Origin of the sequence: Pseudarthrobacter sp. NPDC092439, from assembly GCF_044754945.1 — a bacterium.
Taxonomy (GTDB): domain Bacteria; phylum Actinomycetota; class Actinomycetes; order Actinomycetales; family Micrococcaceae; genus Arthrobacter.
Window position 1 is genome coordinate 158,651 of the sequence record NZ_JBIVQB010000003.1, and the last position, 21,339, is coordinate 179,989.

A 21,339-nucleotide genomic window follows, 5' to 3' on the forward strand; every position below is an offset into this window, starting at 1 on the left:
TACCTTGAACTCTACGGCCGGCACCTTAGGGTTGATAAATGGCCTGCACGGGTACGCGGCAGGATGGAAGGCGGCATGTATGGTCCAGAGCAGCAACGGCGCAATTCTCAAAGTGCTGGCGCCCCTGGGACCGGTGCGCGGTGTGGCCCTGGTGCTGCACGGAGGCAAGTCCCAGAGCAGGGAACCCGTGGAGTCCAGGCACCTCAGCCCGGCCAGGATGGTGCCGTTTGCCAAGGACCTGCACCGTGCCGGCCGGCGGCACGGGCTGGCGGTCTGGATTCTGCGCAACAGCGTCCGGGGCTGGAACGGGGCGGATATGTCGCCGCTGCAGGACGCCCGGTGGGCGCTGCGGCTGATCCAGGAGCAGCATCCTGACGTACCGGTGTTCCTGGTGGGCCATTCGATGGGTGGCCTCACCGCATTGTCTGCCGCCGGCCATCCGCAGGTGGCGGCCGTCGTGGCGCTGGCACCGTGGCTGGGCCCGACCACCTCCACAGCGGCTGTGGCCGGGAAGAAGGTGCTGATCATCCATGGCACCAGGGACCGTTGGACCAGTCCCGCCGCGTCCCTCACCTTCGCCCGACGGGCAGCTGAAAGTGCCGCCGGAATGCAGTATGTGGCGCTCACGGGCGCCGGACACTTCATGCTCCGCAAGGTCCGGCTGTGGCAGTCGCTCACCACCGGGTTCGTCCTGAAGGCCTTCGCCGAGAGCACCGGCGCCCCCGCCGTTCCCTCCCGCACGTTCGCCCGCCTGCTTCCGGAGTCCGCGCTCCAGGTGACCCTGTGACTCCTTTCCCGTGGGCCGCCTTCGTGGCCTCGCTCCCCTGGACCGCTGGCGCCGTCGTCGTAGTTCTGATGCTGACTTTTGCCGTGGCCGTGCGGCAGGGGCGGCACTCGTTGATGGACGTGGCGTGGGGTCCCGGGTTCGTGGCGGTGGCGGTTGTGGCGTGGGTGCTGTCCGCCGGGCATGGCGACGACGGCCGGCGGCTCCTGCTCCTGGTCTTGACCTCCGCGTGGGGCCTCCGGTTGGGGCTGCACATCGGCTTGCGGGCCCGCGGCGGGCATGAGGATCCGCGCTACCGGAACCTGTTGGCCGGCGCGCCGGGTTCACGGAATGCCTATGCCCTGCGCCGTGTCTACCTGCCGCAGGGCGCGGTGATGTTTTTCGTATCGCTGGCCATCCAGGTGGGCATGTTCACCGCCGGGCCGCCGGGGTGGCTGGCAGCGGCCGGAACGGCGTTGTGGCTGGTGGGCTTCGTGTTCGAGGCCGTGGGCGACTGGCAGCTGGCGCAGTTCAGGAAGGACCCCGCCCGGAAGGGCACCGTGCTCGATACTGGGCTGTGGCGCTACACGCGCCACCCCAACTACTTCGGCGACGCCGCAGTGTGGACCGGCCTGTTCCTGGTTGCCGCGGACTCCTGGCCGGGGGTCCTGACCGTCCTCTCCCCCGCGCTGATGGTGTGGACGCTCGCCGCGAAGACCGGCAAGCCGCTGACGGAGAAGGCCATGTCCGGCCGGCCGGGCTACCGCGAGTACGTCGAGGCCACGAGCGGATTCATCCCGTGGCCTCCCAAGCGGCCATGACCGCAACCAGGCAGCGCCCAGTGCCGTTAAGGGTGCTCAAAACGACACTGGGCGCAGCCAGCTGGGTCGGTTAGTCCGAAACCACCAGCGTTTCGGCACCGGCGAGCCGGGCCTTGCCGCTGTCAAGGAGGGGTTCGACGGCGGCGCGCAGGGCAGTCATCGAATCGTCCAGTTCCAGCATGACCGGGTGCTGGTACGCGATCAGGGAAAGGATGTCGCGCACAGCTTCGGCAGCGTCCGCCGGGTCCAGCGCGGGTTCGTGTCCCACGAAGACGTCCGTCGGTGTTTCCCGGCCGGCGGCGCCGGGGCCGGCGTCATCGCTCCCGGGGGCGCGGGCGCCCGCCAAACCGGGGGCGGCGTCCGGATCCGCCGGAGCGGCATAGCTGACCGCGAATGCCCTGATGCGGCCCTTTTTGGCGGGCTTCACGCCGGCACCGAACGCCGATTCCGGCCTGGCCCGGAGCACGATGGCCCCGTGCGCCCCGGTGAGGTCGTCCAGGAACAGCTTCTGCACTTGGCCCACGGACAGCACGCCGGGCGGGTCCCAGCTGTGGATGGCCGAGTAGTAGCGGCCGACCACATCGGTCAATTCCACGGAACCGGTGGCCAGGTCCATGACCACATCGGAGCCGGCGTTTTCGCCGGCCGTTCCGCCGTCGTCCGGGAATACGGGGAGACGAAGCGCGCCCGGCTCCACTACCACCAGCCGGGAGCGCTGGATGGGCGCCAGGCCGAAGGCCTCCGCGAAGGCGGCGCCCGCGGTGCCCGGCTCCACCTTGGCGCGGAGCTTTTCACCGCCCGACGGCGCGTGGCCGGCTTCGCGCCGCAGCATGGTCAGCAGCGTGGCGCCGATGCCGGAGCGGCGGTGGTCGCCGGCCACCTCGATGTAGGTCCAGAGCCGTTCAGGATGCAGTGAGGCTTCGTAGACCACACCGGCAGCCACCGGGATTCCGACGCCGTCGATGACGTCCTCGGCCACGATGCAGCGGCGCCATGGTTCGCCGCCGGACCCGTCCGAGGAAACCGCCAGCGCACTGCGGAACTGGCCGGCCTGCGCGGTTTCGGGTCCGCCCCAGATTTCCAGGAGCGCGAGGTCATCGCCCTCGCGCCATTCGCGGTACTCGATGGCCATGCTCAGGCGCCGATCAGGCGTGCGGCCAGGTAGCCTTCCACCTTGTCCAGGGAGACGCGCTCCTGGCTCATGGTGTCCCGTTCGCGGATGGTCACGGCCTGGTCCTCCAGGGTGTCGAAGTCCACCGTGATGCAGAACGGCGTGCCGATCTCGTCCTGGCGGCGGTAGCGGCGGCCGATGGCGCCGGCGTCGTCGAAGTCGATGTTCCAGTTCTTCCGCAGCTGGGCGCCGAGGTCCTTGGCCTTCGGGGACAGGTCCTCGTTGCGGCTCAGCGGCAGTACGGCGGCCTTGACCGGGGCCAGGCGCGGATCGAGCTTCAGGACGGTGCGGACGTCCACGCCGCCCTTGGCGTTGGGGGCCTGGTCCTCGGTGTAGGCGTCCACCAGGAATGCCATGAAGGAGCGGGTCAGGCCGGCCGCCGGCTCGATCACGTAGGGGGTGTAGCGCTCGTTGGTGGCCTGGTTGAAGTAGCTCAGGTCCGTACCGGAGGCCTTGGCGTGCGTGGAGAGGTCGAAGTCGGTGCGGTTGGCGATGCCTTCGAGCTCGCCCCACTCGGAGCCCTGGAAGCCGAAGCGGTATTCGATGTCCGTGGTGCCCTTGGAGTAGTGGCTGAGCTTTTCCTGCGGGTGCTCAAAGAAGCGCAGGTTTTCCTGGCGGATGCCCAGGCCGGTGTACCAGGCCATGCGCTCCTTCATCCAGTACTGGTGCCATTCCTCATCCGTGCCGGGCTCGACGAAGAACTCCATTTCCATCTGCTCGAACTCGCGGGTGCGGAAGATGAAGTTTCCGGGGGTGATCTCGTTGCGGAAGGACTTGCCGATCTGGCCGATGCCGAACGGCGGCTTCTTCCGGGAGGTGGTGAGCACGTTGTTGAAGTTCACGAAAATGCCCTGCGCGGTTTCGGGGCGCAGGTAGTGCAGGCCCTCTTCGCTGGCGACGGGGCCGAGGTAGGTCTTGAGCAGGCCGGAGAACTCCTGCGGTTCGGTCCATTCGCCGCGGGTGCCGCAGTTGGCGCAGGCGATGTCCTTCAGGCCGTTCTCCGCGGGGCGGCCCTTCTTCTCCTCGTATTCCTCCTCGAGGTGGTCCGCGCGGTAGCGCTTGTGGCAGGACAGGCACTCCACCAGCGGGTCGGAGAAGACCTCCACGTGGCCGGACGCTTCCCAGACCTGCCGGGGCAGGATCACGGAGGAGTCCAGGCCCACCACGTCCTCGCGGCCGCGGACCATTGACTGCCACCACTGGCGCTTGATGTTTTCCTTCAGCTCCGCGCCGAGGGGCCCGTAGTCCCAGGCAGAACGCGAACCACCGTAGATCTCACCGGCCTGGAACACGAAGCCCCTCCGCTTGGAGAGGGAAATGACCTGGTCGAGGACGGATTTTGCTGCCATGGGGGAACTCCAATTTCTACAGGGCCGCTGGGTGCGGTCCGCGGTTGTTCCGGCCCCGGGGTTCCCGCGCGGAGAGCACGGGGATGCCGGAGGCCCGGATGCGGAAAAGGTGCAAGAAAGCTGCGAGACCTAGCCTACCGGCCCTGCCGCCGAAAGGCGCCCCGGGGCCAGGGCAGGGTAGTCAGGATGATGGCGGCGAGGGTGAGCAGGGTTCCCAGCACTGTGGCCGGGGCAACCACGGAGCCCGGGGCCGGCAGGGCGATGTCCAGGACCAGGGAACCCGTCAGCTGTCCGGCGATCATTCCCAGCCCGGTGACCAGCACGCCGAGGGTCCGCACCAGCAGGGCGCTCAGGCCGATGAACACGCACCCCATCGGCCCGCCCAGGTAGTACCACCACTCGGACGGCAGCGGATTCACCGGCCCGGACACGGCCACCTTGACAGCCAGCGCGCCCCAGAGAACCATCGTGCCGGCGACGAAGTTGACCAGCGTGGCGGCGATGGGCGATCCGTAGTGCATGGTGGCGGTGCCGTTCATGGCCTGCTGGAAGCTCATGAGGAAGCCGGCCAGGACGGGCAGCAGCACCGGCACCAGCAGCGCCCCCGGCCCGCCGGAACCGTCGGCCCCTCCGGCTGCAGCGGCGGCTCCTGTCCCTGTGAACCGCGGGGACACCGCCCACGCCACGGCCGCGATGGTCAGGACCGAGCCCGCGACCCGGATGCCGGTGACCGTTTTGCGGCCGGCCGGACCGATGCCCATCCGGTCCACCAGGAGGCCGCTGACGGTTTGCCCGGTCACGGCGGCCACAGTGAACAGCGCCACACCCAGGATCCCCACGGTGAAGGACTGTGCGAAAACGAAGAGCGCGCCGATGGCTCCGGCCAGCGCGTAGGCGGGCGGAAACGCCCTGCTCCGGAGGGCGGGAACGATCCTGGCCAGCCCCGCCCGGCCCCGGGGCAGGAGCAGCGAAACCGCCACCATCAGGACCAGCCCTGTGCTGAAGCTCACCACGGCAGCGGCAATGCCGTCATCCAGCCGGGTGCCCAGCGCGCCGTTGATCCGGCCCTGGACGGGAATGACGAGTCCGGCGCCGACGGCCAGCGGAAGCCCGGCCAGCAGCGGCAGGCGGGAGGGAGAAGTCATTGAACACACCTTACGTCAGGCATCATTGCTTCATGAGCAACCCCGTTGAAGACGTCCCCATCCGCGACACCATGATCCGACTGGGCCAACTCCTGAAGCTCGCCGGCCTGGTGGAGGACGGCGTGGAGGCGGCGGAACTGATCAGGAACGGGCTGGTCAAGGTCAACGGGGAGATCGAGGACCGCCGCGGCCGCCAGCTCCATCACGGCGACACCGTCACCGTGAACGGGCAGTCCGTGCGGGTGGCCCGCCCCGGCGAAGGGTAACCGGCCCGCGGCAGGCGCGCTCCGCCGTCGTACGCGCTACTTCCGCAGTACCTCGTGGGTGAGGAATTCACCCACATGCCCGATTTCCTGCTGGTTGATGCCGTGCCACATGCCCGTGTACAGCACCTTGGTAAGCTTCACGTGCTTGCGGACCCAGCCCATGGTGAAGTCGATCTTGTCAGGGGTAATGACCGGATCCTGCTGGTCCCGGCCCCAGAACATCGGAACGGTGCCGTCCAGCTGGTCGTCATGGAAGGTGGGGTCGTCCCCGGCGTCCACCACAAAGCCGGAAAGCCCGACGACGGCGGCAAAGTCCGTGGGCCGCTGACGCAGGAGCGTGGTGGCCATAGCCATGCCCATCGAGAAGCCCAGAAGGGTGACCGAGGGGTGCCCCGCCCGAATGGCGTCGATCCACTCCAGGACGTACGCGGAGGCGGCTTTGACCCGCTCCAGGGAGTAGTCGATGGACGCGGTGAGCGGGAACCAGGTGAAGCCGGGACCCATGGCGATGGGCGCGCGCACGGAGGCGACGGCGAAGTCCCCCGGCAGCAGGTCCGCGAGGCTCAGCAGGTCCTGTTCGTTGGCGCCGTAACCATGCAGCAGCACCAGCAGCGGCTTCCCGTCACGCTGGTCCTCCGGGTGGGACCACAGGACAACGGGGGCGGGAAATACTTCGGCTTCAGTCATGGTTTCCATTCTTACAGCACCTTCCCGGCGCACCAGCAGCAGCAACCTACGTTCGCGTAGGCACAGCGGCGAAAGGCAGGATAGGACCGTGAGTGAGACCAGCGCCATCCAGACCATGCCGGCCCGCCCGGGCTCCCACCCCTGGACCCGGTACGTGGCCATGGGCGACTCCTTCACCGAGGGCATCGGTGACCCCGAACCCTCAAGCCCCGGCGGTTTCCGCGGCTGGGCAGACCGCGTGGCGGAGGAACTGGGCCGGACCCAGCCGGACTTCGCCTACGCCAACCTCGCGGTCCGCGGCCGGCTCCTGCAGCAGATCGTGGACCAGCAGCTGGCCCCGTGCCTGGCACTGAAGCCGAACCTGGTGACGCTGTCCGCCGGCGGCAATGACCTGCTGCGTCCCGGCGGCGATCCCGACGCCCTGGCCGCGAAACTCGATTCCGTGGTGCAGATCCTGACCATGAGCGGGGCCACGGTCGTGCTGTTCAACGGCCCCGACACCGGTTCCTCGGTGCTGGGCCGGATCCGCAGCAAAGTGGCCATCTACAACGAGAACCTGCGCACGGTCGCGTCGCGGCATGATGCGGTCATCGCGGACATGTGGTCGCTCAGGCAGCTCAGGGATCCACAGATGTGGGACCTGGACCGGCTCCACTTCTCCCCGCTGGGTCACCACACCATCGCGGCCATGGTGCTGGACGCCCTCAACGTGGAACACACCCTGGAACCGCTTCAGCCCAAGCCGCTGCCGCCCCGCACCTGGCGCGAGGCGCGCTCCGGGGACCTGGTGTGGGCGCGCGAGTACTTCGTGCCGTGGGTGCTGCGCCGGCTCATGCACCAGTCCTCCGGCGACGGCATCACCGCAAAACGTCCGACGCCGGGTCCCGTCTTTGGCCCTGGGGTTCCGCTGGGTTCCGGCGAGGGGCCGCCCGGCAGCGCCAACGGGCAGGGCACCCGGGAAGAAGGCACCCGGGAAGGAGCCGGGCAGGGCAGCCGGGCTTAAGCTGGAAGGACACACCTGAGAGGCGATTCCCCGTGAACAACCTGTTTTTCTGGATCCTTGTCCTGTCCTTCCTCATCCCCATGGGGCTGCGGATGTACCGGAAGTCCGTGGCCCGCCGGAACCAGGACCAGGGATTCCCCGGCCAGTACCCGGGGCAGTTTCCGGGGCCCGGACAGTTCCCCGGATCAGCCGGCCCCCGGAACAGGCAGCCGCGCGACGGCTACACCCAGCAGGACTACTTCTCCGGCGGATTCCAGGACATCAGCCGGCCGCGTCCGGTGGAGCCGCCGGCTCCGCTCCCGGATCTCTATGGCGGGCCGCCCGCGCCGCCCCGGCCCTGGCAGCAGCAGCCGGCTCCGGAAGAGCCGGCTGCCCCGGCCACTCCCCCGCCGCCGTCGGCCCCGCAGGGCTTCCGTGCCCGGAAGCTCGCGGAACTCGACAGGCAGTACAGCGACGGCGAAATCTCCATGGAGGAGTACATGGCCCGCCGCAACGAGATCATGAACGGCTAGTGTCAGTCCACCTGCGGGAAGCCGAGGTCGATGACGGAGGTTGAGGGGTCCGGCCACCGGGTAGTGACCACCTTGCCGCGGGTGTAGAAGCGGATGCTGTCCGGGCCGTACATGTGCGTGTCGCCGAACAGCGAGTTCTTCCAGCCGCCGAAGGAGAACGTTCCCACCGGCACCGGGATGGGGACGTTGATGCCCACCATGCCGGCCTCGACATCAAACTCGAACTGCCGGGCCGCGCCGCCGTCGCGGGTGAAGATTGCAACTCCGTTGCCGAATTCGTGCTCATTGACCAGGCGGACGGCATCGCTGTAGGTTTCGGCGCGGACCACGGACAGCACGGGACCGAAGATTTCCTCGTCGTAGACCTTCATGCCGGGCTTGACATGGTCCACCAGGCTGACGCCGATGAAGAAGCCGTCCGAATCGAACTGCTGCCGGCGGCCGTCCACCACCACGGTGGCGCCTTCGTCTTCAGCGCCGGCCACGTAGGACGCGACGCGGTCCCGGTGTTCGGCAGTGATCAGCGGGCCCATCTGGGAGGCCGGATCCGTGCCGGGGCCGATCTTCAGGTCCGCCATCCGCGTCCGGATTGCCTCCACGAGGTCGTCGGCGATGTTGCCCACCGCCACGAGGACGCTGACGGCCATGCAGCGTTCACCGGCCGAACCGTACGCGGCGGAAACCGCGGCGTCGGCTGCCATGTCCAGGTCGGCGTCGGGAAGGACCACCATGTGGTTCTTCGCGCCGCCCAGGGCCTGGACTCGCTTGCCGTGGTCCGCCGCACGCTTGTAGATGGACTGGGCGATGGGGGTGGACCCCACGAAGCTGACCGCCTTGACGTCCGGGTGCTCAAGGAGGACGTCAACGGCTTCCTTGTCGCCCTGGACCACATTGAGGACGCCGGCAGGCAGGCCGGCCTCAGCGAACACCTCGGCGATGAAAACGGCCGACGACGGGTCCTTTTCGCTCGGCTTCAGCAGCACGGTGTTGCCGCAGGCCAGGGCGCTGCCGATCATCCACAACGGGACCATCGCCGGGAAGTTGAACGGCGTGATGCACGCCACCACACCCACTGGCTGGCGGACCGAGTGGACGTCGACTCCGCTGGAGACCTGCTCGGAACGCTCGCCCTTGAGCATGTGGGACAGTCCGGTGGCGAATTCGATGTTCTCGAGGCCGCGGGAAATCTCGCCCTCGGCATCGGAGAGGACCTTGCCGTGCTCGCTGGTAAGGATGGCGGCAAGTTCGGGCTTCCGCTCGTTGAGGATCTCGCGGACCTTGAAGAAGATGTTGCTGCGCCGGGCCAGGCTGGTGGCGCGCCACGCCGGCAGGGCAGCCTTCGCCGCCGCGATGGCTTCCTCCACCCGGGCACCGGAGGCCAGGGCAACCTGCTTGTCCTGGGCGCCGGTGGCGGGGTTGAAAACAGGGCCGAAGCGCTCTGCGTCGCTGACGCGCTGGCCATTGATGAAGTGCGGAATTGTCTGCATGGGTCTCTTTCGGGCTGGGAAGTTCGGTACGGTCAGGCGGACTGGTCTGCGGCGTCGAGCGAGCCGTCGGCGAGCTTGATGATCATGGAGCAGTCCTTGCCGGACTCCCCCGCATCGATCAGCCGCTGGAACAGCTGCTGGACGTGCTTGCCGATTTCCAGCGGAGTCCCGGTGTCCTCTGCTGCGCTGATGGCCAGGCCGATGTCCTTGTTGGCCAGTTCCGTGGTGAAGGTGGGGGCAAAGTCGTTGTTGGAGGCCGCCGTGTCCACCACACCGGGGACGGGGTACCACGTCCGCAGTGCCCAGCTGTCCCCGGAGGACACCGAGGCGATGTCCCAGAAGACCTGCTTGTCCAGGCCCAGGCGGTCGGCCAGGACGGCGCCTTCGGCGGTGGAGGCCAGGTTGATGAAGAGCATGAGGTTGTTGCAGATCTTGGCGGCCTGGCCGGTGGTGGCACCGCCGGTGGGAATGATGTTCGATGCCATGGGGCGGATGTATTCGGTGGCGTCGGCCACCGCGCCGTCCTCGCCGCCCACCATGAAGGTCAGCGTGCCGGCCTTGGCCCCGCTCATGCCGCCTGACACCGGGGCATCCACAAAGCGGAAGCCGGCGGCAGCTGCGGCGTCGTGCAGTTCCTGCGCCGAGGCGATGTCGATGGTGGAGGAATCCACCAGGAGGGTGCTGGTGGACGCGTGGGCCAGGACGCCGTCCGGGCCCAGGTACACGGCTTTGGCGTGCTCGCCCTTGGGAAGCATGGTGAAGACGACGTCGGCCCCCTCCACCGCCTGGGCAATACCGGCGACGGGCTTGACCCCGCCGGCCTCCGCAGCGGCCACGGCGGCGGGGTTGAGGTCGAAGCCCCGTACGTCATGCCCCGCCTTTGCGAGATTCACTGACATGGATCCGCCCATGTTTCCCAACCCGATCCAACCGATAACTGCCATGTGCAAGCTCCTTCGCTTCTGTCCCGGCCGCCTTGGCCGGAATGGTCTGTGTCCACCATCACATGCTGCTAAAGTGCAATCAAGGTAAAAAATCACAGATGCCATGTGCATTGATGCACAGGCTTGGAGGGCGGAACACGTGGGCAGTCTGCCGAGCCCCGACGATTTGCTGATTCTGCTGACGGTGGCGAGGCTGGGCCGGTTCAACGCGGTGGCGGAGACACTGGGCACCACGCATACGACGATTTCGCGGCGCATCCTTGCCCTGGACCGGCAATTGGGCGGCCGCACGCTGGAGCGCAGTCCGCACGGCTGGGAACTGACGGAACTCGGCGCCTCCGCCGTGGCGGCGGCCGAGGCGATCGAGGAGACGCTGGGTACCCTGGCCGGCGCCATCGGCCAGGAGCGCGATGCGCTCTCCGGGATGGTGCGGATCAGCACCTCGGACGGTTTTGGCGCCGACTTCGTCACCCCTGCGCTGGTCCGACTGCAGCAGCGCCATCCGCTGCTGAACGTGGAGATGCTCAGCGCCACCCGCAAGGTCAGCCAGAACAGGTCCGGCGTGGATCTGGAAGTGGTGGTGGGGGGAACGGACGTGCGGAATGCACAGACCATCTTCCTCACCAATTACTACCTCCGGCTGTACGCCAGCGCCGGCTATGCGGCCCGGCGGGGGGTTCCGGACACGCCCGACGACGTCGGGCAGCACGGCTTCGTCTCCTACGTTGAGTCCGCGCTCCAGGTGGCGGAACTGGGGCACCGGTCCTCGCAGCTTCCGATGCCGAAATCGAGCTTCCAGGCCACCAGCATCTTCGCCCAGGTCGAGGCGGTGCGCCAGGGCGCGGGCATCGGGCTGCTGCCGAGCTTCATGGTCAGCCGCGACCCCGATTTCGTTCCGGTCCTGCCGCACGACTTCGAACGGCAGCTGCCCATCTGGGCCGTGGCCCGGCCGGAGTCGCTGCGCTCAGGACGGGTGCAGGCGGTCATTACGGCGCTCAAGGAAGAGGTGGCCGCGCGGCAGGACCTGCTCGCGTCCTGAGGACAGCATCCTTCCGGGCCTTGCGTTGATGCGTGCGCCCGGGCCGGCTCAGGGCTGGAAGAGCCGCCGCACTACGCGGCCGGCCGCGAGGGCGTCCAGGCCTTCGTTGATTTCAGCCAGGGGCCGGGTGTCCGTGTGCAGGAGTTCCACGGGCAGCCGTCCTTCACGCCAAAAGCCCAGGTAGCGCGGGATGTCGCGCTCCGGGACCGCGTCGCCCATGTAGGAGCCCAGCAGCCGCTTGCCCGCGCCGGCGAACTGCAGGGCCGGGACCGTCAGTTCCGCAGAGGGATGCGGCAGGCCCACGGACACCACTGCACCCCCGCGGGTAACCTGCTCCAGGCAGGACGCGATCACGCGCGCGGAACCTACGGCCTCCACTGCCACGTCCACGCCGTCACCGGTGGCCTCCGCGATCAGCCGGGAGGCATCGTCCGGAGTTCCCGCCGCCGTGGCTCCGCAGTCCAGGGCGAGCCGGTGCTTGCCCTCGTTCGGGTCGATGGCAATGACGGAGGCCGCGCCGGCAAGGCGTGCTGCCATGACTGCCGAAAGCCCCACGGCGCCGAGGCCGAAGACGGCGACCGACTGGCCGGCGTCGACCGCTGCCGTGTTGAAGACCGCGCCCATGCCGGTGAGCACTGCGCAGCCGAACATGGCCGCCACGGTGTCCGGGATGCCGTCGTCGATGACCACCACCGACTCCCGAGCCACTACCGCGTAATCGGCGAACGCCGAGACACCCAGGTGGTGGTTGATTCGTTCCCCGGAGGCCGTCCGAAGCAGGGCCTCACCGTGCAGCAGGTCCCCTGAGCCGTTGACCTCGGCGGCACGGTGGCACAGGGCAGGCCGGCCGGCCCGGCAGGCGCGGCAGTCGCCGCAGCTGGGAACGAAGACCAGCACCACGTGGTCGCCCACGGAGACACCTTCGACGCCGGGTCCCACGGCCTGCACCCGTCCTACCGCCTCGTGTCCCAGCGCCATGGGAAGCGGGCGAACGCGCGATCCGTCCACCACCGAGAGGTCCGAATGGCAGAGGCTGGAATAGGTGATGGCGATGCCCAGTTCCCCGGCGCGCGGCTCGGGGCGGTCAAGCTCCTCCACCACCAGGGGACGGGCATCTGTGTAGCTGGTTCCGGCGGGAACGGTGTTGTAGAGGACAGCGGCTCGCATGGCGGCTCCTTGCTGTGGATGGTTCATGGCATGCAGCTGCCCGGACCCGGAAACCGGATCCGGGCAGCTGCCCTGGCTGGTGTCGCCGTGGGTTACTTCTTGGACGCGGCGAGCAGGTCCGCGGTGCCCTTGGCATCCGCAGCGTCAACGTCGCGCAGCGAGATACCCCGGGTTTCCTTGAGGAAGAAGACCGAGATGGCCGTGACGACGCAGGCTCCGAGCAGGTACAGCGCCACCGGCGTGGAGGAGCCGAAGTTGCTCAGCAGGGCCGTGGCGATGATCGGGGCCAACGAACCGGCAACGATCGAGGTCACCTGGTAGCCCAGGGATACGCCGGAGTAGCGCATCCGGGTGGGGAACATTTCGGCCATGATGGAGGGCTGGCCCGCGTACATCAGGGCGTGGAAGATCAGGCCGATGGTGATGGCTGCCAGGATAATCATGTCGTTGGCGGTGTCCATCATGGGGAAGGCGAAGAATCCCCAGGTGCCGCCCAGGATGGCGCCGGCCATGTAGACCGGACGGCGGCCGAAGGCATCGGACATCTTGCCCACCAGCGGCACCGTGCAGAAGTGGATGAAGTGGGCCACCAGCAGCAGGAGCAGGATCCGGGACGTGTCCGTTTCCACGACGACCTTGAGGTAGGTGATGGAGAACGTCACCACCAGGTAGTAGAGGATGTTCTCGGCGAAGCGCAGGCCCATGGCGGTGAAGACACCGCGCGGGTAGCGGCGGAAGACCTCTGCGACGCCGTAGCCCTTGTTTTCAACGGCAACTTCCTTGCGGGCCTCGATGAAGATCGGGGCGTCCTGGACTTTGGTCCGGATGTAGTAGCCGATGATGACGATCACCGCGGAGAGCCAGAACGCAACACGCCAGCCCCAACCGAGGAAGGCCTCCTGGGAGAGCGTGGAGGACAGGGTGAAGAGGACGCCGGTTGCCAGCAGGTTGCCCATGGGAACTGCGGACTGCGGCCAGCTGGACCAGAAACCGCGCGACTTGTTCGGGCTGTGCTCGGCCACGAGCAGGACGGCGCCGCCCCACTCACCGCCGACGGCGAAGCCCTGCACGAACCGCAGGAAGACCAGCAGGGCCGGTGCCCAGTAGCCGATCTGCGCAAACGTGGGCAGGCAGCCCATGAGGAAGGTGGCAACGCCCACCAGGATGATGCTGAGCTGCAGCAGCTGCTTGCGGCCGAACTTGTCGCCAAAGTGGCCGAAGACAATGCCGCCGATGGGGCGGGCGACGAATCCGACGGCGTACGTCACGAAGGCGGCGATGATGCCGTCCAGTTCCGTGCCCGAATTGGGGAAGAACGTCTTGCCGAACACCAGCGTGGCGGCCGAGGCGTAGAGGAAGAACTCGTACCATTCAACGACCGTGCCGGCCATGGAAGCCGTAACGACCTTCTTAAGGCCGCTGGCCTGGACGTCAGGTTCCCCGACCCGCCCTGCGGCTGACTTTTCCGTACTCATTAATGAACTCCTTCGGCGTCTACGTCGACGCCAGATGCGACCAGGATGAGGCAATGCGATGTGATGTACACAACATACCGCCACTTCACACGAGTATGGCCTTTCTACAGGCGCAACCTCAACGGCAAATAGTGCAGAAGGCATCTGCATAAATGCACACAGGAGGCTGCAAGGGGCCCGGATTATGCGCCGAGGTGATCACGCAGCCGGGCGCCGAGCTGGCCGATCTCGGTCAGGAAGCCGTCATGGCCGATGGGCGCGGCAATGAGGTGGACGTCCACCTCTCCGGGCAGGGCGGCGGCGAGCTCGCGCGACTGCTCCGGAAAATACAAACGGTCGGAATCCACCGCGGCCACGAAGAATCTCGCGGTAGTCCGGGCCAGGCTTTCCGCCAGCGATCCCCTGCCGCGGGTGACGTCGTGGCTCATCAGCGCCTCGGTGAGCACGATATAGCTGTTGGCGTCGAAGCGCCGGACCAGCTTGGCGCCCTGGTGGTCGAGGTAGCTTTCCACCTGGTACCGGCCGCGCCCAGCCAGGGTCTCCGCCTGCAGCGGAGCTTCGCCCGCTTGCGGGTTGCGGCCGAACCTGCCGTCAAACTCCTGCGCGGAACGGTAGGTGATGTGGGCGATCCTGCGGGCCAGCGCAAGGCCGCCCTCGGGGAACGCGCCGTCGTAATAGTCGCCGTCGTTGTAGTTGGCGTCCTGTCGGATGGCGAGCGTCTGGGCCTGGGCAAAGGCGATCTGCTCGGCGGTGCTGGCTGCGCCGATGGCGATGACCGCACAGCGATGGACCCGCTCAGGGTAGGTGACGGCCCATTCCAGCGCCCGCGCCCCGCCCAGGGATCCACCCAGCACTGCGAACCAGGACCGGATGCCCAGCTGGTCGGCGAGCCGCGCCTCGGCCACGGTGCTGTCGCGCAGGGTCACCAGCGGGAAGCGGGAGCCCCAGGGTTTCCCGTCCGGAGCGGGCGACGACGGCCCGGTGGACCCGTAGCATCCGCCCAGGATGTTAATGGCCACCACAAAGAATTTGTCCGTGTCCACGGGCGCGCCGGGGCCGGCGAGCTCTTCCCACCAGCCGTCCTCGTCCGTGTCGCCGCGCGTCACGTGGGTACTGCCGGTCAGTGCATGCTCAATAAGGACGGCATTGGAACCGTCGGCATTCAGGGTGCCCCAGGTCTCATAGGCCAGCGTGACATCCGGCAGGAATCCGCCGGCCTCCAGCTCCATCCCGCCAATGCCTGCGTAGCGGACCACGCCATGCCGGGGCCCTGCGGTACGGGGAACGGTGACTGTCATATACAAACCTCTTCTGCGCGCTTGCCCGCCGCCGGGAGGCCGGCAGGCCAGGTCCTCACCCGGGGCACCCCGCCGCGGAAGGAGGGTTGCCGGCCAGCAAGCCGGGGCTGTTGCTGGCACTCATGACCTCCCCCGAGTGTATGAAAGATCCCCCGGGCGGCGCCACGCATGTGACCCGTTATGACATCCGGCGTCACGCCGGCGCGCCCTTCCGGGTGGTCGTCCGGGACGGCTCCCCGCTTATTTCCAAGTAAGGCGATCCTAAGCTGAGAGCCCGATCACAAAGTGCCAAGATGTTGCCATGCGCATGGATCACGTCTCTTACGCCTGTGAACACGATGGCCTGGCTGCCACCACTGACCGGATTTCCTCCGCCCTTGGCGTCGAGGCGGTTAAGGGCGGGGTGCATCCCCGCTTCGGGACGCGCAACATGATCATCCCTCTGGCGGGCCACAAGTACCTTGAGGTCGTGGAGGTCCTGGACCACCCGGCGTCGGACAAGGCTCCGTTCGGCCAGGCCGTCCGCTCCCGTTCCGCGGCCGGCGGCGGCTGGATGGGCTGGTGCGTCGAAGTGGACGACCTGGCACCCTTCGAGGAGCGCCTGGGCCGCTCCGCGGTCAACGGCAACCGCAAGTTCCCTGACGGCCGCGAACTGGTCTGGAAGCAGATCGGCATCCTGGGCCTGATCGCTGATCCGCAGGTCCCCTACATGCTCAAGTGGGAGGGGGATCCCTCGCTGCACCCCTCGAACGCCTACAACAGCAGCCTGAAAATGCGCTCGCTGACCATCGCCGGCTCCCCCGAGCGCGTCACCGAATGGCTCGGCGAGCCGGTGGAACGCCCGTTGGAAGACGTGGCCGTGGACTGGGTGGCCCCACACGGCACCCCGGGCATCCTCGCCGTCACGTTCGAGACCGCCACTGGCCCCGTCACGATCTGACCGCACCACAGCTTCGGCCGCCATCAGCGGGTGACAACGGCGTCGCCCACCGATGGCGGCCGAATTCTCTTTAAGCCAAATTCCCTTCAACCGCGCTGAATCAGCCCAGGCCCACGGCACGGCCGAAGAGGCTAAAGCCGACGAAGGCCACCGTGTCCAGCAGGGCATGGGCGACGACCAGCGGCATGACCCGGCGCGTCCGGGTGTACAGCCAGGCGAAGACGATCCCCATCACCACGTTTCCGATGAAGGGCCCAAACCCCTGGTACAGGTGGTAGGTGCCGCGGAGCAGGGCGCTGACGGCAATGGCAGCCGGCACGCTCCAGCCGAATTTTCCGAACCGGTCCAGCAGGTAACCCACCACGATGACCTCCTCCACCACCCCGTGGCGGACGGCGGACAGGACCAGTACCGGGACCGTCCACCAGTAAGCGTCGAGGGCGCTGGGGACGATGGCGGTGGTGATACCAAGTGCCCGGCCGGCCGCGTAGAGGCCCAGCGAAGGCACCCCGATCAGGGCGGCCAGCCCCAGTCCGTGCAGGATGTCCCGGCCGGGGCGGGCCAGGTCGAAGCCCAGTTTCCGGAAGGCTGACCCGCTCTGGGCAGGATCCCCGGTGCCTGCCTGCCGCTGGCCCGTGAGGAAGTAGATCACCAGCAGCACCGGGACCAGGGCAAAGATGATGTCCAGCAGCTGGTAGGCCAGGTCGAAGTACTCGCGGCTGCTCTGGGAGCGGTTCAGCGTGGACGTGCCTTGTGCCAGCGGCGCGCGGGACATCTTGTCCAGGAGCTGCACCACGGAGTACACCGCCGACTGGCCCAGGGACAGGCCCAGGACGATGAGGACTTCGAATGTGAGGCGTCGGCGCGATGAGACCAGCATGTCAGGCAGGCGCCACGATCACTTGAGTGCCACTGGCTTCGAAGGCGGCCTTGTCACGCGCGGAGATCCCGGCGTCGGTGATGAGCCTGGTGAAGTTGTAGCCGTGCATGGTGGCGAAGGCGCGGACCCCCACCTTGGAGGAATCGGCCAGGACGTAGGACACGCGGGCCCGGCTGGCCAGGAGGGTGTTGACGGAAGCTTCCCCTTCGCCGGTGTTGGTGGGCCCCACCTCGGGATCGATGCCGTTGACGCCGATGAAGGCGATGTCCAACACCACTTTCTGCATGATGATGTCCGTATAGGGGCCCACCAGTTCGTAGGAACGGGGGTTGAGGATGCCGCCGGTCACCATGACCTTGATGTTGGGCCGGACGGCCAGCTGCCCGGCGATATTGATGGCGTTGGTGACCACGGTGAGGGTGGGCTGGTTGGACGGCGCGTTCAGGTCCTCGCGCGTGGCCAGGATCTGCGCCAGCACCGTGCTGGTGGTGCCGCCGCACAGTCCGATGACGGCACCGGGGGTAATCAGCGCGGACGCGGCCTGGGCGATCTGCTGCTTGGCCTCTGCGTGGTCGTCCCGGTTGTACCGGCCGGGAAGGTCATAGGCCAGGGCACCGGTGGTCGCCCCTCCCCGCGTGCGGGTGAGCAGCCGGCGCTTGGCCAGGCTGTCCAGGTCCCGCCGGGCGGTGGCGGGCGAGACGTTCAACGTGTTGACGATCTCCTCGACTTCCACCTGGCCTGTCCGGGCCAACAGGTCCAGGATCGCCGTGAGTCGGTCGGTTCGGGTCATGCGGCCTCCGGGGATTGCAGTCTGGGGGCCGGCTGCTACGCCACCCGTACGCCGGCCCGCCACACAGCGTACGTCAGCGGCATGCCCGGACGGTAGGCGAGGTGCGTGGCGGAGGGAGCGTTGAGCAGGTGAAGGTCCGCGCGGTGTCCGACGGCGATGGAGCCCACCGCGCGTTCGCCGTCGGCGTCCTTTCCGGCCTCCCGATGGAGGGCGAGCGCGCCCCCGTAGGTCGCGGCCCGGACGGCCTCGTGAACGCTCAGCCGCATCTGCAGGACTGCCGTAGTGACGCAGAATGACATGGAACTGGTGTACGAGGTGCCGGGGTTGCAGTTGGAAGCCAGCGCCACCTGGACGCCGGCGTCCAACAGGGTGCGGGCGGGGGCCAGCGGCTGGCGGGTGGAGAGGTCGCATGCCGGAAGGCACGTGGCCACGGTGCCGCGGTTTCCGGTGCCCGCGGCGGCATCCCAGCCGGTCCAGGTATCCGCGAGCGCGGCAACGTCCCGCTCCGACAGGTAGTTGACGTGGTCCACGCTGGCCGCTCCCACTTCCACAGCAAGCTGCACGCCCGGGCCTTCGCCCAACTGGTTGCCGTGCACCCGCAGTCCCAGTCCGGCGTCGCGGCACGCCAGCAGGACCCTGCGGGACTGCTCGGCGGTGAAGGCCCCTTCCTCGCAAAACACGTCCGCCCACTTCACATAGGGGCGGACGGCGTCCAGCATGGGGCCGCACACCAGGTCCGTGTACGCCTCCGGGTCCTGGCCCGCCGGGACCAGGTGCGCGCCGAGGAAAGTCACTTCGTCCGCGACGGTGGACGCGATGCGGGCGCTGCGGGCCTCGTGCTCAACGTCGAGGCCGTAACCGGTCTTGGTTTCCAGGTAGGTGGTGCCCTGGGATGCCGCTTCCGCCACCCGCCCCATGGCCAGCCGGGTCAGGTCGAAGTCGGAGGCCTCCCGGGTGGCCCCCATGGTGACGCCAATGCCGCCGGCGGAGTAGGACTCCCCCGCCATGCGTGCCTCGAACTCCGCGGTACGGTCCCCGGCGAATACCAGGTGGCTGTGCGAATCCACCCAGCCGGGCAGCAGGGCACGGCCTCCGGCATCCACGGACTCATCGGCGGCCGGGGCGTCTCCCGCGGAACCGATCCAGGCGATCCGCTCCCCTTCCACCACCACGGCCGCTCTCTTCAGGACCCGGTGCTCCAGGTCCTGGGTCATCAGCTCGGCAATGTTCGTGATCAGGGTGCTCATGCAACCATTCTTCAGCGCCGGATGGACCAGCGCGTGGCTGCCACCGCCTGCGTTGTCCGGGATTCCGGACTGCCTCCAGCCGCCTGGCCGGCCAGGATTTGCGCCGCGGCGAGTTCGGCCAGGGCCGAGGAGGTCTGGAAGCCGTAGCCGCCCTGGCCCGCCAGCCAGTAGAAGCCGGGCGCTTCGGCATCGAACCCGGCTACCGGAATGCCGTCCGCAGCCTCGGTCCGCAGCCCGGTCCAGGATTTCCGCACGGCCGTGATTCCCAGCGTGGTCACCGTGTTCAGCAGTTCCACCAGCCGTTCGACGTCGTCCGGGCGCGGCCGTGCATCCTCCGGGCCGCTGGGCACGCTTTCGGACGGTGAAATCAGCACATCCCGCCCTTCAGCGCGGAAATAGAAGGTACGGTCGGCGGCCGCCACCATCGGCGCGGACTCCGGCAGGGGACGGTCGACGGCGGCAATCGCCGCGGTGCGCCGGTACGGCTGGAAGCCGAGCTTCTCCACGCCGCTGAGCACGGCGAGTTCATCTGCCCATGCCCCGGCGGCATTGACCAGCACTCCGGCCTGGAACGCCTCGGTCCCTGCCCCCGCCTGCCAGCCGGAGCCAAGCCGCTGGGCCGAATGCACCCTGGCGCCGGTGATGATGTCCGCACCGGCGGCAAGGGCGCGCTGGCGGTGGTCCGCCAGGAGCAGCGGCGCGTTGCACGCGAAGGATCCGGTGTCCAGCCCGGCGGCCTGGAAGGAATCCGGAACCAGCGCAGGGCACAGTTCAAGCGCATGCTCCGCCGTAATGGGCTTCATGTGTCCGCTGGCTTGTGCCGCCACGGCAGCCTCCGAGCCCACCAGCATGAAGCTGCGGGGTGTGAGGACCGGTTCGCGGAGCGCGGAGTCGCGCTCGGCCATGAGTTCAAGCGTCCGCATGGTCAGCTCCTGGACTACCGGCGGCCCATAGCTGGGTATCAGCTGGCGGGCGGAGCGGGAGGACGTGTGGTACGCCAGCTCCTGCTCCGCCTCCACGAGTGCCACACTGCAATGGCCGGCAAGCCGGGAGGCCAGGGACAGCCCGGCGATACCGCCGCCCACGATCAGGACATCGTACTGTGCGCTCATGGGTCCATGATGGCAGAGTACGGGCCTCGTGGCCGCGGTCTAGGCCGCCACCTCCGCGCGGCTGGCCATGAAGGCGCGGACGCACGCTTCGACGTCGCCGGCAGAATGCGCTGCGGAGAGCTGGACCCGGATCCTGGCCGCTCCCCTGGGGACCACCGGGAAGCTGAAGGCTGTCACGAAGACGCCGTGCTCGAGCATGCGGTCCGCCACCTTGGCGGCCTGGACGGCGTCGCCGAACATGACCGGGACGATGGCGTGCTCTCCCGGCAGCAGGTCGAAGCCTTCCTGTGACATCCGGCGGCGGAAGAGTTCCGCGTTCTGGAACAGGCGGCTCCGCAGGTCCGCCGAATTTTCCACCAGGTCCAGGGCCTTGATGGTGGCGGCTACGATGGCGGGCGCGAGCGAGTTGGAGAACAGGTAAGGGCGCGCCTTTTGCCGGAGCATGGACACTACCTCGGCCCGGCCGGACACATACCCGCCGGAGGCACCGCCCAGAGCCTTCCCGAAAGTTCCGGTGTAGATGTCCACGCGGTCCGAAACGCCCGCGTGTTCCGGCGTTCCGGCGCCGGTCTCGCCCATGAAGCCCACGGCGTGCGAGTCGTCCACCATGACCAGCGCGTCGTACTTCTCGGCAAGGTCGCAGATGGCCTCCAGCGGAGCAAGGTAGCCGTCCATGGAGAACACGCCGTCCGTCACGACGATCCGGCGGCGTGCGCCCGCGGACTCGATGAGTTTCGCTTCAAGGTCCGCCATGTCCTGGTTGGCGTAACGGTAGCGCTGCGCCTTGCAGAGCCGGATGCCGTCAATGATGGAGGCGTGGTTCAGGGCGTCCGAGATCACTGCATCTTCGGCGCCCAGCAGGGACTCGAACACACCGCCGTTGGCGTCGAAGCAACTGGAGAACAGGATGGTGTCCTCGGTGCCCAGGAAGCGCGAAACCCGGGCCTCGAGCTCGAGGTGAAGGTCCTGGGTGCCGCAGATGAAGCGCACGCTGGCCATGCCAAAGCCGCGCTGGTCCATGGCGTCCTTCGCGGCGTCGATGATGTCCGGGTGGTCCGCCAGCCCGAGGTAGTTGTTGGCGCAGAAGTTGAGCACGTCCGCGCCCGGCCGGCCGGGCTGCCCGGCGGTGATGTGGCTGGACTGGGGCGAACTGATGCTGCGTTCGGCCTTGAACAGCCCGGCAGCGCGGATGTCGTCCAGCTCGGCGCGCAGTTGGTCCTTGATTGAGGTGTACATGGCGTTT

Annotated in this window: 21 protein-coding genes and 1 riboswitch; of the genes, 7 read left to right on the forward strand and 14 right to left on the reverse strand. The window is 68.0% G+C overall.

Annotation, left to right across the window (positions count from 1 at the left end):
• Positions 1-79: 79 nt before the first annotated feature.
• Together ACIQCM_RS08895 and ACIQCM_RS08900 are read left to right on the forward strand one after the other, a co-directional pair.
• On the forward strand, positions 80-787 hold the full coding sequence (locus ACIQCM_RS08895; RefSeq protein WP_400606079.1) for an alpha/beta hydrolase: 708 nt from the start codon (positions 80-82) through the stop codon (positions 785-787).
• Entirely contained in the window at positions 784-1,584 is an 801-nt protein-coding gene (locus tag ACIQCM_RS08900; protein WP_400606076.1) for a DUF1295 domain-containing protein, read from the forward strand. The genes ACIQCM_RS08895 and ACIQCM_RS08900 overlap by 4 nt, the downstream gene beginning before the upstream one ends.
• Before the next feature lie 70 nt (positions 1,585-1,654).
• On the opposite strand, the gene ACIQCM_RS08905 is transcribed toward ACIQCM_RS08900, so the two are convergent.
• From ACIQCM_RS08905 to ACIQCM_RS08915, 3 genes are all read right to left on the reverse strand, one after another.
• Positions 1,655-2,716, reverse strand: a complete 1,062-nt coding sequence (locus ACIQCM_RS08905; protein WP_400606074.1) for a GNAT family N-acetyltransferase — start codon at positions 2,714-2,716, stop codon at positions 1,655-1,657.
• Between the two features lie 2 nt (positions 2,717-2,718).
• Positions 2,719-4,104, reverse strand: coding sequence for a glycine--tRNA ligase (locus ACIQCM_RS08910; RefSeq protein WP_400606072.1), 1,386 nt, complete (start codon positions 4,102-4,104; stop codon positions 2,719-2,721).
• Between the two features lie 134 nt (positions 4,105-4,238).
• A complete protein-coding gene (locus tag ACIQCM_RS08915) occupies positions 4,239-5,249 on the reverse strand; it encodes a DMT family transporter (RefSeq protein WP_400606070.1) in 1,011 nt (336 codons plus the stop codon).
• Positions 5,250-5,281: 32 nt separating this feature from the next.
• Here ACIQCM_RS08915 and ACIQCM_RS08920 point away from each other — a divergent pair, with 32 nt between their 5' ends.
• A complete protein-coding gene (locus ACIQCM_RS08920; protein WP_400606068.1) occupies positions 5,282-5,515 on the forward strand; it encodes an RNA-binding S4 domain-containing protein in 234 nt (77 codons plus the stop codon).
• A gap of 36 nt (positions 5,516-5,551) precedes the next feature.
• Here ACIQCM_RS08920 and ACIQCM_RS08925 read toward each other — a convergent pair whose 3' ends face one another.
• Positions 5,552-6,202 carry an alpha/beta hydrolase gene (locus tag ACIQCM_RS08925; RefSeq protein WP_400606066.1) on the reverse strand — a complete coding sequence of 217 codons (651 nt, stop codon included), beginning with the start codon at positions 6,200-6,202 and terminating at the stop codon, positions 5,552-5,554.
• A 115-nt stretch (positions 6,203-6,317) separates the two neighbouring features.
• Here ACIQCM_RS08925 and ACIQCM_RS08930 point away from each other — a divergent pair, with 115 nt between their 5' ends.
• Positions 6,318-7,205: an SGNH/GDSL hydrolase family protein gene (locus tag ACIQCM_RS08930; protein WP_400606419.1), complete on the forward strand. Its 888-nt coding sequence runs from the start codon at positions 6,318-6,320 to the stop codon at positions 7,203-7,205.
• 32 nt (positions 7,206-7,237) lie between these two features.
• On the forward strand, positions 7,238-7,717 hold the full coding sequence (locus ACIQCM_RS08935; protein WP_400606064.1) for an SHOCT domain-containing protein: 480 nt from the start codon (positions 7,238-7,240) through the stop codon (positions 7,715-7,717).
• Positions 7,718-7,719: 2 nt separating this feature from the next.
• On the opposite strand, the gene ACIQCM_RS08940 is transcribed toward ACIQCM_RS08935, so the two are convergent.
• Together ACIQCM_RS08940 and mmsB are read right to left on the reverse strand one after the other, a co-directional pair.
• On the reverse strand, positions 7,720-9,204 hold the full coding sequence (locus ACIQCM_RS08940; RefSeq protein ID WP_400606061.1) for a CoA-acylating methylmalonate-semialdehyde dehydrogenase: 1,485 nt from the start codon (positions 9,202-9,204) through the stop codon (positions 7,720-7,722).
• A gap of 32 nt (positions 9,205-9,236) precedes the next feature.
• The gene (gene mmsB / locus ACIQCM_RS08945) at positions 9,237-10,148 is read right to left on the reverse strand and encodes a 3-hydroxyisobutyrate dehydrogenase (RefSeq protein ID WP_400606059.1); all 912 of its coding nucleotides are present in this window, start codon (positions 10,146-10,148) and stop codon (positions 9,237-9,239) included.
• 139 nt (positions 10,149-10,287) lie between these two features.
• On the opposite strand from mmsB, the gene ACIQCM_RS08950 reads away from it, so the two are divergent.
• Complete coding sequence (locus tag ACIQCM_RS08950; RefSeq protein ID WP_400606057.1) at positions 10,288-11,187, forward strand: LysR family transcriptional regulator; 900 nt, start codon at positions 10,288-10,290, stop codon at positions 11,185-11,187.
• Positions 11,188-11,235: 48 nt separating this feature from the next.
• Here ACIQCM_RS08950 and ACIQCM_RS08955 read toward each other — a convergent pair whose 3' ends face one another.
• From ACIQCM_RS08955 to ACIQCM_RS08965, 3 genes are all read right to left on the reverse strand, one after another.
• On the reverse strand, positions 11,236-12,354 hold the full coding sequence (locus tag ACIQCM_RS08955) for a zinc-dependent alcohol dehydrogenase family protein (RefSeq protein ID WP_400606055.1): 1,119 nt from the start codon (positions 12,352-12,354) through the stop codon (positions 11,236-11,238).
• Positions 12,355-12,446: 92 nt separating this feature from the next.
• Entirely contained in the window at positions 12,447-13,829 is a 1,383-nt protein-coding gene (locus tag ACIQCM_RS08960) for an MFS transporter (RefSeq protein ID WP_400606053.1), read from the reverse strand.
• Positions 13,830-14,011: 182 nt separating this feature from the next.
• On the reverse strand, positions 14,012-15,127 hold the full coding sequence (locus tag ACIQCM_RS08965; RefSeq protein ID WP_400606052.1) for a homoserine O-acetyltransferase: 1,116 nt from the start codon (positions 15,125-15,127) through the stop codon (positions 14,012-14,014).
• Between the two features lie 12 nt (positions 15,128-15,139).
• Positions 15,140-15,255, reverse strand: a riboswitch (SAM riboswitch).
• Between the two features lie 173 nt (positions 15,256-15,428).
• Between ACIQCM_RS08965 and ACIQCM_RS08970 the strand changes: the two genes are divergently transcribed.
• A complete protein-coding gene (locus tag ACIQCM_RS08970; RefSeq protein WP_400606050.1) occupies positions 15,429-16,067 on the forward strand; it encodes a VOC family protein in 639 nt (212 codons plus the stop codon).
• 100 nt (positions 16,068-16,167) lie between these two features.
• On the opposite strand, the gene ACIQCM_RS08975 is transcribed toward ACIQCM_RS08970, so the two are convergent.
• From ACIQCM_RS08975 to ACIQCM_RS08995, 5 genes are read right to left on the reverse strand one after another with little or no spacing between them, the layout of a single operon-like run.
• Positions 16,168-16,947 carry a CPBP family intramembrane glutamic endopeptidase gene (locus ACIQCM_RS08975; protein WP_400606049.1) on the reverse strand — a complete coding sequence of 260 codons (780 nt, stop codon included), beginning with the start codon at positions 16,945-16,947 and terminating at the stop codon, positions 16,168-16,170.
• A gap of 1 nt (position 16,948) precedes the next feature.
• Positions 16,949-17,737 carry a DeoR/GlpR family DNA-binding transcription regulator gene (locus ACIQCM_RS08980; RefSeq protein ID WP_400606047.1) on the reverse strand — a complete coding sequence of 263 codons (789 nt, stop codon included), beginning with the start codon at positions 17,735-17,737 and terminating at the stop codon, positions 16,949-16,951.
• Between the two features lie 35 nt (positions 17,738-17,772).
• Entirely contained in the window at positions 17,773-18,984 is a 1,212-nt protein-coding gene (hutI, locus tag ACIQCM_RS08985; protein WP_400606045.1) for an imidazolonepropionase, read from the reverse strand.
• Positions 18,985-18,995: 11 nt separating this feature from the next.
• Entirely contained in the window at positions 18,996-20,096 is a 1,101-nt protein-coding gene (locus tag ACIQCM_RS08990) for an NAD(P)/FAD-dependent oxidoreductase (protein ID WP_400606044.1), read from the reverse strand.
• Positions 20,097-20,135: 39 nt separating this feature from the next.
• Positions 20,136-21,332 carry a glycine C-acetyltransferase gene (locus ACIQCM_RS08995; protein ID WP_400606041.1) on the reverse strand — a complete coding sequence of 399 codons (1,197 nt, stop codon included), beginning with the start codon at positions 21,330-21,332 and terminating at the stop codon, positions 20,136-20,138.
• Positions 21,333-21,339: the final 7 nt, after the last annotated feature.

Coding starts and splice junctions, on each gene's coding strand:
- ACIQCM_RS08970 (WP_400606050.1), top strand. CDS start 15,429: ATGCGCATGGATCACGTCTCTTACGCCTGTGAACACGATGGCCTGGCT.
- ACIQCM_RS08925 (WP_400606066.1), bottom strand. CDS start 6,202: ATGACTGAAGCCGAAGTATTTCCCGCCCCCGTTGTCCTGTGGTCCCAC.
- ACIQCM_RS08990 (WP_400606044.1), bottom strand. CDS start 20,096: ATGAGCGCACAGTACGATGTCCTGATCGTGGGCGGCGGTATCGCCGGG.
- ACIQCM_RS08965 (WP_400606052.1), bottom strand. CDS start 15,127: ATGACAGTCACCGTTCCCCGTACCGCAGGGCCCCGGCATGGCGTGGTC.
- ACIQCM_RS08920 (WP_400606068.1), top strand. CDS start 5,282: ATGAGCAACCCCGTTGAAGACGTCCCCATCCGCGACACCATGATCCGA.
- ACIQCM_RS08975 (WP_400606049.1), bottom strand. CDS start 16,947: ATGCTGGTCTCATCGCGCCGACGCCTCACATTCGAAGTCCTCATCGTC.
- ACIQCM_RS08905 (WP_400606074.1), bottom strand. CDS start 2,716: ATGGCCATCGAGTACCGCGAATGGCGCGAGGGCGATGACCTCGCGCTC.
- ACIQCM_RS08895 (WP_400606079.1), top strand. CDS start 80: ATGGTCCAGAGCAGCAACGGCGCAATTCTCAAAGTGCTGGCGCCCCTG.
- ACIQCM_RS08955 (WP_400606055.1), bottom strand. CDS start 12,354: ATGCGAGCCGCTGTCCTCTACAACACCGTTCCCGCCGGAACCAGCTAC.
- ACIQCM_RS08960 (WP_400606053.1), bottom strand. CDS start 13,829: ATGAGTACGGAAAAGTCAGCCGCAGGGCGGGTCGGGGAACCTGACGTC.
- ACIQCM_RS08995 (WP_400606041.1), bottom strand. CDS start 21,332: ATGTACACCTCAATCAAGGACCAACTGCGCGCCGAGCTGGACGACATC.
- ACIQCM_RS08930 (WP_400606419.1), top strand. CDS start 6,318: ATGCCGGCCCGCCCGGGCTCCCACCCCTGGACCCGGTACGTGGCCATG.
- hutI (WP_400606045.1), bottom strand. CDS start 18,984: ATGAGCACCCTGATCACGAACATTGCCGAGCTGATGACCCAGGACCTG.
- ACIQCM_RS08940 (WP_400606061.1), bottom strand. CDS start 9,204: ATGCAGACAATTCCGCACTTCATCAATGGCCAGCGCGTCAGCGACGCA.
- ACIQCM_RS08910 (WP_400606072.1), bottom strand. CDS start 4,104: ATGGCAGCAAAATCCGTCCTCGACCAGGTCATTTCCCTCTCCAAGCGG.
- ACIQCM_RS08980 (WP_400606047.1), bottom strand. CDS start 17,737: ATGACCCGAACCGACCGACTCACGGCGATCCTGGACCTGTTGGCCCGG.
- mmsB (WP_400606059.1), bottom strand. CDS start 10,148: ATGGCAGTTATCGGTTGGATCGGGTTGGGAAACATGGGCGGATCCATG.
- ACIQCM_RS08915 (WP_400606070.1), bottom strand. CDS start 5,249: ATGACTTCTCCCTCCCGCCTGCCGCTGCTGGCCGGGCTTCCGCTGGCC.